At 71.2% G+C, this 13,321-nt stretch carries 12 protein-coding genes; 5 read left to right on the top strand and 7 right to left on the bottom strand.

Features of this window, described 5'->3' with window-relative positions; translation table 11 throughout:
- From G8346_RS02020 to G8346_RS01990, 7 genes are all read right to left on the bottom strand, one after another.
- Window positions 1-618 carry a phosphoribosylanthranilate isomerase gene (locus tag G8346_RS02020; RefSeq protein ID WP_166047696.1) on the bottom strand — a complete coding sequence of 206 codons (618 nt, stop codon included), beginning with the start codon at window positions 616-618 and terminating at the stop codon, window positions 1-3.
- Window positions 615-1,439, bottom strand: coding sequence for an indole-3-glycerol-phosphate synthase (locus G8346_RS02015; RefSeq protein WP_206202538.1), 825 nt, complete (start codon window positions 1,437-1,439; stop codon window positions 615-617). Before G8346_RS02015 ends, G8346_RS02020 begins: the two co-directional genes overlap by 4 nt.
- Entirely contained in the window at window positions 1,436-2,470 is a 1,035-nt protein-coding gene (gene trpD, locus G8346_RS02010) for an anthranilate phosphoribosyltransferase (RefSeq protein WP_166047694.1), read from the bottom strand. Before trpD ends, G8346_RS02015 begins: the two co-directional genes overlap by 4 nt.
- A complete protein-coding gene (locus tag G8346_RS02005) occupies window positions 2,467-3,039 on the bottom strand; it encodes an aminodeoxychorismate/anthranilate synthase component II (RefSeq protein WP_166048021.1) in 573 nt (190 codons plus the stop codon). Before G8346_RS02005 ends, trpD begins: the two co-directional genes overlap by 4 nt.
- A 14-nt stretch (window positions 3,040-3,053) precedes the next feature.
- Complete coding sequence (locus tag G8346_RS02000) at window positions 3,054-4,418, bottom strand: anthranilate synthase component I family protein (protein ID WP_166047692.1); 1,365 nt, start codon at window positions 4,416-4,418, stop codon at window positions 3,054-3,056.
- Window positions 4,419-4,660: 242 nt separating this feature from the next.
- Window positions 4,661-6,526 (bottom strand): SLC13 family permease, encoded by a 1,866-nt coding sequence (locus tag G8346_RS01995; protein WP_166047690.1) that lies wholly within the window; start codon window positions 6,524-6,526, stop codon window positions 4,661-4,663.
- A 54-nt stretch (window positions 6,527-6,580) separates the two neighbouring features.
- Window positions 6,581-7,753, bottom strand: coding sequence for a hypothetical protein (locus G8346_RS01990; RefSeq protein WP_166047688.1), 1,173 nt, complete (start codon window positions 7,751-7,753; stop codon window positions 6,581-6,583).
- A gap of 186 nt (window positions 7,754-7,939) precedes the next feature.
- Between G8346_RS01990 and G8346_RS01985 the strand changes: the two genes are divergently transcribed.
- From G8346_RS01985 to G8346_RS01965, 5 genes are all read left to right on the top strand, one after another.
- On the top strand, window positions 7,940-8,422 hold the full coding sequence (locus G8346_RS01985; protein WP_166047686.1) for a YajQ family cyclic di-GMP-binding protein: 483 nt from the start codon (window positions 7,940-7,942) through the stop codon (window positions 8,420-8,422).
- A gap of 3 nt (window positions 8,423-8,425) precedes the next feature.
- Window positions 8,426-9,094, top strand: a complete 669-nt coding sequence (locus G8346_RS01980; RefSeq protein WP_166047684.1) for a glutathione S-transferase family protein — start codon at window positions 8,426-8,428, stop codon at window positions 9,092-9,094.
- A 5-nt stretch (window positions 9,095-9,099) separates the two neighbouring features.
- The gene (ppc, locus tag G8346_RS01975) at window positions 9,100-11,817 is read left to right on the top strand and encodes a phosphoenolpyruvate carboxylase (RefSeq protein ID WP_166047682.1); all 2,718 of its coding nucleotides are present in this window, start codon (window positions 9,100-9,102) and stop codon (window positions 11,815-11,817) included.
- Window positions 11,818-11,933: 116 nt separating this feature from the next.
- Entirely contained in the window at window positions 11,934-12,434 is a 501-nt protein-coding gene (locus G8346_RS01970) for a hypothetical protein (protein ID WP_166047680.1), read from the top strand.
- A 31-nt stretch (window positions 12,435-12,465) separates the two neighbouring features.
- Window positions 12,466-13,305: a transporter gene (locus G8346_RS01965; protein ID WP_166047679.1), complete on the top strand. Its 840-nt coding sequence runs from the start codon at window positions 12,466-12,468 to the stop codon at window positions 13,303-13,305.
- The last annotated feature ends 16 nt before the right edge of the window (window positions 13,306-13,321 follow it).

Below are 13,321 nucleotides of genomic sequence, written 5' to 3'. Positions count from 1 at the left end.
TCATGCGTCCCCTTCCTGGCTCTGCTGCTCGCTCTGCTCGGCTCGTCGCACGGCGGCGACGAAATCTTCCACCAGCGACGGGTCCTTCACCCCCGGCGCCGATTCCACCCCGCTCGACACGTCCACGCCCCAGGGCCGTACGGCCTGGAGCGCAGCGCGCACGTTGCCGGGGTGCAAACCTCCGGCCAGGATGACCTGGGTCTGCCGCGCCACGCCGCGGGCCGCCTCCCAGTCCGCCAGCCGCCCGACGCCACTGTCAGGCCCCTCGAACAGCATGAGCTCCGGCAGCAGGGGCGGCAGCGGGGCGCCGGAGCGAAACACCGGCAGCGCTTCGGCGCCGCCCAGGTCGGCGCCGTGCAGGTCGACGGCGTCGCTCTGCACCCAGTCGGCGGGGAACTCCGACAACACCGCCGCGATCCTGCCCGGCGGGGGATGGCGGAACACCGCCACGCGCTTGATGCCGGCAGGCAGGGCCGCCGCCAGTTGCCGCGCCTGCGCGGGACTGACCTCGCGCGGCGACGGCGCGAACACGAAGCCGACCGCGTCGGCGCCGGCCCGCACTGCCGCAGCCACGCCCTCGGGCGTGGTGAGGCCGCAGATCTTCACGAATGTCTTCATCGTCCTTGCTCCCTTGCCTGGTCCCGGCCGGCCGCCAGCATGACCCCGACCAGCGCTCCAGGGTCCTGCGCCCGCATCAATGCCGTACCGACGAGCGCCAGGCGATAGCCGAGCGCGGCGGCCTCCGCTGCGTCCGCCGCGGTATGCAGGCCGCTCTCGGCGACGGCCGGCACGCCCGGCGGCAGCCGCGGCGCGAGGCGCGCGAGTCGTGCCGGGTCGACCGCCAGCGTGCGCAGGTCGCGGCTGTTCACGCCCACCAGCACCGGCGCCGTTGCCGTCGCGCCTGCCAGGCATGGCCCGGCACGCTCCAGGTCGGCCTCGTCGAATGCCTCCAGCAGCACGAACAGCCCGTGCTCGCGCGCCGCGGCCAGCATCTCCGCCAGCACCACGTCGTTCAGCATGGCAATAATCAGCAACACCCCGCCGGCCCCGGCCGCGCGCGCTTCGAGCACCTGCCACGGGTCGACCAGGAAGTCCTTGCGCATGACCGGCACGGCCGAGCCCTCGAGCGCCCGGGTCGCCGCCGAGAGATCGTCGAGGCTGCCGCCGAAACGCTCCGGCTCCGTCAGCACCGAGACAGCGGCGGCGCCAGCGTCCGCGTAGGCGCGGGCGCGGGCCACCACGTCCGTGGCCGGGCCCAGCGCGCCCTCGGCCGGCGAATGGCGCTTGATCTCTGCGATCAAGTCGAAACCTGCCAGCACCAGCCGCGGCGGCGCCGGACGCGCACGGCACGCGGCCAGCAGGGCCGCTTCACCGCTGGCAGCGCGCGCCACGCGCACGCGCTCCGCCGAGCCCTGCGCCATCTGCGCCAGGAAGCTCACGCCGACGCTTCCCGGCCGTGGCATGCCAGCGCCTCGAGCAGGGCGCGGGCGCGGCCGTCCTCGACCGCGGCGCGGGCCACGCCGATGGCGTTCGCCGGGCTGTCGGCGCGGCCTGTGAGTTCCAGCGCCAGCGCCGTCCCGAGCAGCAGCGCGTCGAGGTGCGGGCCCGTGTCCTCGCCCGCGAGGGCCGCGCGCAGGCGGGTCGCGTTCACGGTCGCGTCGCCACCGGCCAGGTCCTCCGCCGTGCAGCGCGCCAGGCCCCACTCCGCGGGGTCGCGCGTGGTCTCGCTGACCTCCTCACCACACACCTCGTACAGCACGAAGGGACCGACGGGCGTGGCCTCGTCCCAGCCGGGTGAGCCATGCACCACGAAAGCGCGCGCCAGGCCCTCGAACCCGGCCAGCGCCTCCGCCATCAGCCGGGCCGCCGCGGGACTGAATGCGCCCAGCAGCAGGTAGGGCGGCGCCGCTGGATTGGTGAGGGGACCGAGCAGGTTGAAGACCGTGCGCACGCCCATGGCCTTGCGCACCGGTGCCACGGCCTTCATGGCGGGATGGAAATGGGGCGCGAAGAGGAAGGTGTAGCCGGTCGCCGCCAGGCAGGCACCCGCCTCCGCCGCGTCGGCCGGCAGGCGCATGCCCAGCGCCTCGAGCACGTCCGCGCTGCCGCTGCGGCTGGAGACGCTGCGGTTGCCGTGCTTGACCACGGGGATACCGCAGGCGGCCGCCAGCAGCGAGGCACCGGTGGAAATGTTGAGGCTGCCGGAGCCGTCGCCGCCGGTGCCGACGATATCCAGCAGCGGTGCGTCGGCCGGCACCGTGGGCTTGCGCGCCAGGCCACGCATGGCGCGGGCGAAGCCGCGCACCTCGGCCGCCGTTTCGCCCTTGGCGCGCAGCGCGACCAGCAGTGCGGCGGCCAGCGCCGGCGGCAGGTCCTCGCGCGTCAGGGCCACCATCAATTGCCCGGCCTCGTCTTCGTCCAGGTCGACCCGGGCCAGCAGCTTCTCCAGCAGGGCGGTCAGCTCTTTCATGCGCGCTCCTCCGTGCGCGGCGCGAGGAAGTTGCGCAACATTTCCAGCCCCTGCGGCGTGAGCACGCTCTCGGGATGGAACTGCACGCCCTCGACCGGCAGCTCGCGATGGCGGACGCCCATCACCTCGCCATCCTCGGTGTGCGCGCTGGCTTCCAGCGCGGCGGGCAGCTCGTTCGCGCCCACCGCCAGCGAATGATAGCGCCCGGCCTCGAAGGGCTGCGGCAGGCCGGCAAAGACGCCGCGGCCGTCGTGGTACACCAGCGAAGTCTTGCCGTGCATCAGCGTCTTGGCCGGGATCACGCGTCCACCCCAGGCCTCGACGATGGCCTGGTGCCCGAGGCACACGCCGAGCACGGGAATGCGCCCGGCAAAAGCGCGGATCAGCTCGATGGAGCGGCCGGCGTCGCGCGGCGTCCCGGGCCCGGGCGAGACCACCAGGTGCGTCGCGCCGAGCGCCTGCGCCTCGTCCACCGTCAAGGCGTCGTTGCGATGGACCAGGACCTCGGCGCCGAGCATGCGCAGGTACTGCACCAGGTTGTAGGTGAAGGAATCGTAGTTATCGACCATCAGCACGCGCGCGCTCACAAGCCCTCCTCCGCCATCTGCAGCGCGCGCCTGAGGATCGCGCTCTTCGCCAGCACCTCGCGGTACTCGCTCTCCGGCACGCTGTCGGCAACGATGCCGGCGCCGGCCTGGAAGCTGTATTCGTCGCCCTGGAACACCAGGGTGCGGATGGCGATGGCCTGGTCCATGCCGCCGCGCTTGGCGAAATACCCCACCGTGCCGGCGTAGAGCCCGCGCCCCACCGGCTCGTAGTCCTCGATCAGTTCCATGGCCCGCACCTTGGGCGCCCCCACCAGCGTGCCCGCCGGGAAAGTCGCGGCGAACAGGTCGAAGGCATCGCGTCCCGCCTCCAGTTCGCCGTTGACGCCGCTGACGATGTGCATGACGTGGCTGTAGCGCTCGATGGCCCGGCTCGGCTCGACAGCTATCGAGCCCGGCACCGCCACCCGGCCGAGGTCGTTCCGCGCCAGGTCCACCAGCATGACGTGCTCGGCATTCTCCTTCGGGTCCGCCAGCAGCTCGGTTTCGCGCGCCCGGTCCTCCTCCATGGTCTCGCCGCGCGGGCGCGTCCCGGCAATCGGCCGGAGCGAGGCATGGCGTCCTTCCAGCTTCACCAGGGCCTCGGGCGAGGAGCCGGCGACGGAAAGGCCGTCCAGCTCGAGGAAGTACATGTAGGGCGAAGGATTGAGGAGGCGCAAGGCGCGATAAGCCTCGAAGGGCGAGAGGTCGCTCTTGCCGGCGAAACGCACCGACAGCACCAGCTGGAACACGTCGCCGGCGGTGATGTTGCCCTTGGCCTTGGCCACGGCGTCGAGGAACTCTGCCTCGCTCATGCTGGCGACCGGTGGCGCGTGGTGTCCGGCGCGACGGAAGGGCACGCCGCCGGCCAGCGCCTGCACCACCTCGCGCCGCAACGCCTGGCGTTCCGCCTCGTCGCCGGCGTGCAGCAGCGCTGCGCGCCGCGTCAGGTGATCGAACACCAGCAGTGACTGCGGCGCCACCCACAGGCCTTCCGGGAAGTCGCGCCCGCCGTCGGGCACGCGCTCGAAATGCCGCACGATGTCATAGGCCGCGATCCCGACCAGGCCGCCGTCGAAAGGCAGGCCCGCCTCGGGGGCGAGGGTCGGCGCCAGCGCCAGGGCTGCGCGCAATCCGGCGAGGAGGTCGCCGTCCACCGGCCGGCTGCGGCCGCCGAAATGGAGCCCGGTGCGGTCCAGCCGCACGTTGAGCGCATCACCGAAGCCGATGAAGGAGTACCGCCCGAGGCGCTCCGCCCCCTCCACGCTTTCCAGCAGGAAACGCGGGCGGAACGGCGCCAGCTTCATGTACGCCGACACCGGCGTATCGAGGTCGGCGGAAATATCGAACGGAGACTGCATCATTCCTCCTCCAGCGAGCCGGAGCCGTCCGGGAGGAGGTCGCGTGCACCCTTCCCCGGAGGGCTCCGGAGTCGGGTTCGGTGCGTGGACTGCTTCAGCCGGCAGCGCGCGACCGGACCCCCTCCGGGGACCCGGGACGCCACCACCAGTGGCCGCGCGCGCTGTTTCTGTCGGCGTTCATGCTGTGAGGGATGTTACCCGTCGCCGGACGCCGGTCAACCCCCGGGATCTCCCTGAGCGCTCGTTCACATGCCACCGAGGCCCCAGGGGATGCCATAGCGCCACACCAGGGCGAGAGACACGGCGAGCCAGACCAGCACCGTCAGCGGCAACCCCACGCGCAGGAAGTCCCGCGCCAGGTAGCCCCCCGCAGTGGCCACGACCAGGTTGGGCCGCGAGCCGATCGCGGTGGCGAAGCTGAGGTTGGCGCCGAACAGCACGGCCAGCACGAAGGGCTCCGGGCCCACGCCCAGCCCCGCGGCGACCGCCACCGCGACCGGCACGGCGAGCAGCGCCACCGCCACGTTGGGCGCCAGGCTGCCGCCCACCGCCACCAGCAACAGCACCAGCGCCAGCGACGCGGCCGCCGGCAGCCCGCTGAAACCGGCGAGGAACAGGTCGGCGACGAACGCCGCGGCGCCGGTGGCCACGCTGGCCTCGACCAGGGCGAGACTCATGACCACCATCAGCACCAGCGGCGCCGACAGGGCGCCGGCCACCTCGCGCCAGCCGATGCAGCCGCTGGCGATGAGCAGCGCCGCGCCTGCCGTGGCGCTGACGCTGATCGGCAGCCACCCGGCGGCAGCGGTGATCACCACGGCCAGGCCGATGCCGAGCGCCAGCGGGGCGCGCGAGGTCTTCGGCAGGTCCATGCGCCCGTCCAGCACCAGCATGCTGCCGCTGGCGCGCAGCTCCCGGATGCGGTCCGGGGCACCCTGCACCAGGATCACGTCGCCGGCCTGCAGCACGGCGTCCTCGAAATCGCCCGTCACCTCGCTCATGCCGGTGGACGTGGCGCGGTGGATGGCCAGCGGCAGCAGCCGGAAGCGCTGGCGGAAGTGCGTTGTCGACAGGGTGCGGCCGTACAGTGGCGAGTCGGGCGTGACCACGAGCTCTGCCAGCTGCTGCTCCGCCGCAGCCTCGTCGCCCGGATCGTCACCCTCGCCGGCGAACTCGCTGTGCATGCGCACGCCGAGCAGGCGCTCGAATTCCTTCAGGTGCTCGCGGGTGTCCGCCACCATCAGCCGGTCGCCCGCCTGCAGGCGCATGGCGGGCAGCTTGGCCACCTGCAGGCCGTCGCCACGCTGCACGCGCGAGACGTTCATGCGGCGGCCGGTGCGCTCGCGCAGCTCCGCCAGCGTCTTGCCGACCGCCCAGCTGTCCTCGCCGACGAAGAACATGGCCTTGAAGATACGCGGGGCAGCCTGGCGGATGGGCGCGTCCCGCTCCGGCAGCATGTGCGGCGCGACGAGCCACAGGAACAGCAGCCCGACAGCGGCGCCGAAAGCCGCCGGGGCGAGGAAGCTGAACATGCCGAAAGCGGGCAGCCCCAGCGCCTCGGCCTCGGTCACCACGAGCAGGTTGGTGGACGTGCCGATGGTCGTGGTCATGCCCCCCAGCAGGGCGGCAAAGCCGGCGGGCATGAGGACGCGCGAGGCGGGGAACCGCAGCCGCGTCGACGCGCCCACCAGCACCGGCAGCAACGCCAGCACCACCAGGGTGTTGGAGAGGAAGGCGGACAGCAGCATGGCCACCAGCAGGGTGACGACCAGCGCCAGGGAACGCGGCCCGCTCCAGGCGCGCAGCAGCAGGCGGGTGAGCGGTTGCATGGCGCCGGTCACTTCCAGCGCGCGGCCGACCACCAGCAATGCAAGGATGGTGATCAGGCCGGGGTTGCCGAATACGGAGAGGAAAATGCCTGCGCTGACCGGGCCGCCCGGGCCCTCGTAAGGGAAGATCTCAAAACCCAGCACCAGCAGCATCAACACCATGAGGCTGGTGGATTCCTGCGGCACGGCGGGTCGCGTCAGGGCCACGAGGGCGAACAGCGCGAGCCCGATGACGGCCAGTCCGTGGGTGTCCGGCAGCGCTAGCGTTGCAATCGTTTCCATCAGGCCTGTGGTGGGCTGGGGGACGCCACCTTTACCATGCCGGGCATGAAGTCGCTAGCCGCGCAGGGCCACGGCCCATGCGAATCGAAGCGCTTCTCCATACCAGTCGATGCCGTGCTCGCCCGCGGGTCGTCGCCAGCAGATGCTGTCGGCACAGGCAAGCGCCGGCAACAGGCCGAAGGCGTCGCGACCGAGCCCGGGCGGGGCCAGGCTCCAGGGCGAAAGACTGACCAGGTGAGAGTGGCGCGCGCCGTGCGCCAGCACCGCCCGCTCCCTCGGGCCGGCCTCGCTGACCTCGAGCCGGCCGGGCAAGGGAAACGGGTCCAGCCCGCCGCCCACGCCATGCATGCGCGCCAGGCGTACCGATGCCGCGCATGCGCCGTCGCGGAAGGCGCCGAGGCGGGCCTTGACCCAGCGCAACGCGGCGAAGCTGCGCGGGTCGTGGCCGTGCGCCACCACCGCGTGGGCGATGCCGTCCAGCTGCAGCGCAAGGCGTCGCGCCCCCGCCCCCTGGGCGTCGAGCAAGCCGTCGGCCAGCTCGACCAGCTGTCCCGCCAACCGGCCGAGAGCGACGGGATGATCGCCGGCCGCCGCCACCAGGGCGCCGAAATCGAGCGGCAGGCGCAAGCGGCGCGCGTGCGCCGGGATCAGCTCGCCGGCGCCGGGCGAAGGACCGGCCCAGCAGCCCCCCGGCGCGAAGCGGGACACGCCCGGTCCGGGCGCCTCCGGCACCAGGCTGACCTCGTGCTCGCCGTGCGCCAGCGCGAGCAGCCCCTGCCACCAGCGGCGGCCGTCGACCTCGTCGCCGTGCGCCAGGCGCACGCCGCCGCGCCGCTGGATCGCTTCCAGCGCGGCACCGGGCAGCAGCAGGTACCGTGCGGGCGACGCGGTGCACAGCGCCCCCACCCCGCGCAGCAGGCCGTCGGGCGCCGCTGCGGCGCCGGGCAAGGCCAGCGCGGCAACCTGCAGGGCACTGCGGCGCGCCGCGCCGTCCTGCCGCAGCGCCGCCACGAGCGCATCGCACTCATGAGGCTCGCAGCTGCCGCTGATCCGCAACGTGACCCGGCATCCGGCAGCGTGCGCCGTGTCGACCGACGCCAGGGTCGCTTCCAGTCCTTCCGGGCAGCAGGCCGAATCCAGCGTCACCACCCGGGCGGGCGCCGGCGGCGTCCGTGTCGCCAGCGCCCGGATCGCTTCCAGGTCCACCATCCATGGTCCCCCGTACATGTGCGTTGCAGGGACCGCAGTGTCCCGCAGCCGGCGTGCAGGATGAAGGCCGCCAATCCGGCTTCGCACCCCGGAAACACGCTGCGCAGCGCGGCCCGCCTTGCAGCGAAGCGCTGCGGCCACCATGATTGACGGCCCCGCTTGAGACAGGAGCGCCTCGCCCCGGGTGGCGGAGGTGAACACGACATGCCTTCATTCGACGTGGTATCAGAACTCGACGGCCACGAGGTGGCCAACGCCGTGGACCAGGCCAATCGCGAGGTGGCGACCCGCTTCGACTTCAAGGGCACCGGGGCGAAATTCGAGCTGGGCGATTTCGTCGTCAGCATGGAGGCGCCGGCCGACTTCCAGCTCAAGCAGATGGTCGACATCCTGACGCAGAAGCTGGCGAAGCGCGGCATCGACGTCGCCTGCATGAAGGTGGAAGAGCCCGAGATCGCGCTCAACAAGGCGCGCCAGAAGGTGATCCTGCGCCACGGCATCGGCAGCGACGACGCACGCAAGATCGTCAAGCTGGTGAAGGAGTCCAAGCTCAAGGTGCAGTCCCAGGTCCAGGGCGAGCAGGTGCGCGTCACCGGCAAGAAGCGCGATGACCTGCAGGACGCCATCGCCCTGCTGAAGCAGGCCGAGCTCGAACTGCCGCTGCAGTTCACCAACTTCCGGGACTGAGCGATGATCGAGCTCTACACGGCGCCGACGCCGAACGGACGCAAGGTGTCCATCGCGCTCGAAGAGATGGCGCTGCCCTACACCGTGCACGCCGTCGATCTCGCGCAGGGCGAGCAGAAGACGCCGGAGTTCCTCGCCATCAACCCGAACGGCCGCATCCCGGCCATCGTGGATCGCGCCGCCGGGGATTTCCCGCTGTTCGAGTCCGGGGCCATCCTGCTGTGGCTGGCGGAAAAGTCCGGGCTGTTCCTGCCGACGGAAGCCAAGGCGCGCTCGGTGGTGCTGCAGTGGCTGTTCTTCCAGGTCGGCGGCGTCGGCCCGATGATGGGGCAGGCCAACGTGTTCTACCGCTACGCCGAAGAGAAAATCCCCTACGCCATCGAGCGCTACCAGCGCGAGGGGCGGCGGCTGTTCGAGGTCTACGACCGCCGCCTGGCCGACAACGACTATCTTGCCGGCGACTACTCCATCGCGGACATGGCGACCTGGCCCTGGATCGTGTCGTACGAGTGGTCGGGCATCCCGGTCGACGGCCTCGAGCACCTGCAGCGCTGGCTCGGGGTGATCGGGGAGCGCCCGGCGGTGCAACGCGGCATGAACGTACCCAAACCCTGGAACCCGCGTCCGGACGTCGAGAAGTTCGTCAGCGGCGCCCGCAAGATCCTGGTGTGAAGCGCATGACCGATACCCAGCGCGAGCCCGTCCACTTCGAGCCCAAGGACGCGGCCCTGCGCGACGACGTGCGTGAGCTCGGCGCCATCGTCGGCGAAGTCATCGCGGAGCAGTGCGGCGAAGCGGTTTTCGCCGCCGTGGAACAGATCCGCCAGGCGGCCATCACCCAGCGCGAGACCGGACAGCGCGGCGACCTCGGCGGCCTGCTCGACTCCCTCGACACCGCCGCGGCCAGCGACGTCATCCGCGGCTTCTCCACCTACTTCCAGGTGGTGAACATCGCCGAGAAAGTGCACCGCATCCGCCGGCGCCGCGAGTGGCTGCGCGACACGCGCCAGCTGCGCTCCGACAGCCTCGAGGCCGCCATGCGGCTGCTGGCCGAGCACCGGCCGGACCCGCGCGCGGCAATGGCCTTCCTCGACGGACTGCTGATCGAGCCGGTATTCACGGCCCATCCCACCGAGCCGACCCGCCGCACCATCCTGCTCAAGCAGCAGCAGGTGGCGCGCCGCCTGGTGGAACGAATGAACCCGGCGCTGACGCCCCAGGAGCATGCGGTGCTGCTGGCCAACATCCGCGCCCAGGTCACTGCCGGCTGGCAGACCGAGGAGCACCCCAGCACCGGCATCACCGTCGGCGACGAACGCGAGCAGGTGCTGTTCTTTCTCGCCGAGAGCCTGTACCGCGTCATCCCGGCCGTGTACGAGCACCTCGAACAGGCCATCGCCGAGGTGTGGGGCGAGGCCTCGGCGCGTCCCGAGCCCGGGATCATCTTCCGCTTCGGCAGCTGGGTCGGCGGCGACATGGACGGCAACCCCAACGTCGGTCCCGACACCATCCGCGAGACCCTCGCCCTGCACCGGCGCACCGCGCTGGAGCTGTACCGCGCGGAGCTGCGCCAGGTCGCGCGCGAGCTGTCGCAGGCGCCCAGCCGCATCGGTTTCGCCCCTGAGCTGCTGGAGCGCATCGAGACCTGCCAGGCGCTGTTCCCGGAGGCGCTGGAAGACGTCGCGCCGCGCCACCGCGACATGCCCTACCGCGTCTGGTGCGCGCTGCTGCGCCGCCGCCTCGCCGCCACCGCACGCGGCGCCGCCAACGGCTATGCCAACGCCGAAGTGTTTCTCGTGGACCTGGCCCTGATGTCCCGCAGCCTGGCGCAGAACAAGGGCGAGCATGCCGGGCTTTACGCCGTGAAACGGTTGCAGCGCCGGGCCGAGACCTTCCGCTTCCATCTCGCCACCCTCGACCTGCGCCAGGACTCCGAAGTGCACCGGCAGTGCATCGCCCATTGCCTGCGCGACGAGGCCTGGATGCAGCGCCCGCGCGCCGAGCGCACCGCCCGCCTGCAGCAGCTGCTGGACGAGGGCGCGCTGTGCCCGCTGGTGGACGACGCGGCGGCGGAGAAGACCCTGGAGGTGTTCCGCGCCGCCGGCGAATGCCTGGCGACCTACGGCGAGCGGGCGATCGGTCCCTACATCATCTCCATGGCACAGGGCGCGGACGACGTGCTCTCGGTGCTGCTGCTGGCGCGCTGGGCCGGACTGGCGGATGAAAACGGCGTGGTGCCGCTCGACATCGCACCGCTGCTCGAGACGGTGGACGACCTCGAGCGCGGGCCGGAGATCTTCGCCGAGCTGCTCGACGACCGCGTCTACCAGGCGCATCTCGAGACCCGCCGGCGGCGGCAGATGGTGATGATCGGCTATTCCGACTCCAACAAGGGCTCCGGCATCGCAGCAGCACGCTGGGCGCTGCACCAGGCCGAGGAACGCCTGGTGGCGGTGGCCGAGTCCCGCAACCTCGACCTGACGCTGTTTCACGGCCGCGGCGGCACCATCAGCCGCGGCGGCGGGCGCACGCACACTGCAGCATTGGCGGCTCCCCGCGGCGCCGTGCGCGGGCGCCTGCGTGTCACCGAGCAGGGCGAGATCATCAACGCCAAGTACGGCCTGCGCGGCATCGCCATCCGCACCCTGGAGCAGGCCGCCAGCTCCGTGGCCGAGGCCACGCTGCGGGACGGCGGCGACGCGCCGCCGCCGCTGTGGCGCCAGGTGATGGAAGACATCAGCGCCGAGAGCCGCAGCGCCTACCGCGCGCTGGTCCACGAGGACGACGGCTTCTACGCCTATTTCCGCCAGGCCACGCCGATCGACGTCATTGAGCGCATGCGCATCGGCTCGCGCCCGCCGGCGCGGCGCCAGATGCAGGGCATTCGCGACCTGCGCGCCATTCCCTGGGTGTTCGCGTGGACACAGACACGCGCCATCCTGCCGGGCTGGTACGGCGTCGGCCACGGCCTCGAGGCCGCGGTGGCACGCCACGGCGAAGCGCCGCTCAAGGAGATGTTCGAGCGCTGGATGTTCATGCGCGCCATGCTCGACGACCTCGAGATGGTGCTGGCCAAGTGCGACCTGGGCATTGCGCGGCGCTATGCCGAGCTCGCCGAGTCGCCGGCACGGCCTTATGCCGAGCTCATCGAGGCCGAATACCGGCGTACCGTCGACCTGGTGCTGCGGCTGAAGGGCACCGACGAGCTGCTGGCGAACGATGCAACCCTCAACCGCACCATCCGCCTGCGCAATCCCTACGTCGACCCCATGAGCCTGCTGCAGGTGGACCTGCTGCGGCGCTGGCGCGAAGGCGGGCGCGAGGACGAGGCGCTGTTTCGCGCCCTCCTGTTGTCGGTCAACGGCATCGCCCACGGGCTGCAGAACACGGGCTGACCTCCATCCCGTCTCATTGGGCCCGGAATGGGGTGAAAGCCCCATAGCCAGCAAGGCGGCCAGGACCGATGCTGTGAGTGGGACGAGCTGACATACAGCTCGAAGGAGGTAGTACCGTGAAAACGAGGACATTCATACTGATGGCACTGGCCACCTCCGCGCTTGTCGTGTCTGCAGGGGCCTGGGCGCAACAGGGCGCCAAGGAGCGTGCCGGCCAGACGACGCAGGAACGGCAAATGGAACGGGTCCAGAGCCGCGAGCGGGTGGTATCGCCCGACAAGGTGGCAATGAAGGACCAGGACCGCCTGCAGCAGCAGGATCGTGACCAGGACAAGGATCGTAACCAGGATCAGGACCGCGACCGCGACCAGGACAAGGACCAGGACCGCCTGCAGCAGCAGGATCGCGACCAGGACCAGCTGCGCGAGCGCATCCACCAGGACGAGGAGATCTTCGGCAGCGAGATGATGACCGAGCAGGAGCGTCTGCAGCACATGGAACAGATGCGCAATGCCGGCAGTGACGCGGAGCGCGAGCAGATTCGCGCCCGGCACCACGAGGAGATGATGAAGCGCGCGCGGGAGCGTGGCGTGAAGCTCGAAGAGCCGACGGGTTAACCCGCGAAGATCCTGACACGCGGATATTGCGATGAACGCTAACAACGCTAAACACGTACGTTCGCGGGACGCCGGCAAGGACGCCGGCGTCCTCTTGCTTGCAACCATCACCGCCCTGGCCGCTGCTGCGGCGCCAGCCGCGGAGTCGCCGAGAGCGACTTCACCGGGCAGCTTCCAGCTGTCCGTCGGCACCGAATTCACCACGGGCGAGTACGGCGGCGACCGCTCGGTGGACGAGCTTTATATCCCCCTGACCGGCTGGTATCGCAGCGACCGGATGTCGCTGCGCCTGACCGTGCCTTACCTCCGCGTAGACGCTCCCGCCGGCACCATCATCGAGGGCCCCGGGGGCCAGCCCATACCCGGCGACGGCCCGGACGTGACGGAGAGCGGGCTCGGAGACGTGGTGCTCGGCATGACCCTGTACGACGCCTGGAAGAACCGCGCCGGCGATCTTGCGCTGGACCTGGGCGGCAGCATCAAGCTGGGCACTGCCGACGAGGACAAGGGCCTCGGCACCGGGCAGACGGATTTCACTCTGCAGGCCGACCTGGTCAAGTTCCTGCCGGGCTTTACGGCCATCGGTTCTGTCGGCTATGTCTTTCGCGGCGACCCGGACGGCTTCACGCTGGACGACGGCCTGATCGCCTCCGTGGGCGGCCTCTCCAACAGCGGCTCCCGCGGCATGCGAGTCGGCGCATTCCTCGACTACCGGGAGGCCGGCTACGAGTTCAACGACGACCGCCTCGAGGCGCTGGGCATGGTCGGCTGGCGCATGGATGGATGGGGCGCCTACGTGACGGCTTCGGTGGGTCTCAGCGACAGCGCGCCGGACTGGGGTCTCGGACTGACTTTCGTATCCCGCCGCTGAGCCGGGCGGTCCGGTA

Source organism: Thioalkalivibrio sp. XN279, assembly GCF_011089885.1.
Lineage (GTDB): Bacteria > Pseudomonadota > Gammaproteobacteria > Steroidobacterales > XN24 > XN24.
The sequence above is the reverse complement of the archived record's forward strand: the minus strand, read 5'-3'. Positions and strand labels throughout refer to the sequence as shown.

Bases quoted from the DNA above. Each gene is read 5' to 3' on its own strand.
- G8346_RS02020 (WP_166047696.1), bottom strand. From the start codon at position 618: ATGAAGACATTCGTGAAGATCTGCGGCCTCACCACGCCCGAGGGCGTG.
- trpD (WP_166047694.1), bottom strand. From the start codon at position 2,470: ATGAAAGAGCTGACCGCCCTGCTGGAGAAGCTGCTGGCCCGGGTCGAC.
- G8346_RS02005 (WP_166048021.1), bottom strand. From the start codon at position 3,039: ATGGTCGATAACTACGATTCCTTCACCTACAACCTGGTGCAGTACCTG.
- G8346_RS02000 (WP_166047692.1), bottom strand. From the start codon at position 4,418: ATGATGCAGTCTCCGTTCGATATTTCCGCCGACCTCGATACGCCGGTG.
- G8346_RS01995 (WP_166047690.1), bottom strand. From the start codon at position 6,526: ATGGAAACGATTGCAACGCTAGCGCTGCCGGACACCCACGGACTGGCC.
- G8346_RS01990 (WP_166047688.1), bottom strand. From the start codon at position 7,753: ATGTACGGGGGACCATGGATGGTGGACCTGGAAGCGATCCGGGCGCTG.
- G8346_RS01985 (WP_166047686.1), top strand. From the start codon at position 7,940: ATGCCTTCATTCGACGTGGTATCAGAACTCGACGGCCACGAGGTGGCC.
- G8346_RS01980 (WP_166047684.1), top strand. From the start codon at position 8,426: ATGATCGAGCTCTACACGGCGCCGACGCCGAACGGACGCAAGGTGTCC.
- ppc (WP_166047682.1), top strand. From the start codon at position 9,100: ATGACCGATACCCAGCGCGAGCCCGTCCACTTCGAGCCCAAGGACGCG.
- G8346_RS01965 (WP_166047679.1), top strand. From the start codon at position 12,466: ATGAACGCTAACAACGCTAAACACGTACGTTCGCGGGACGCCGGCAAG.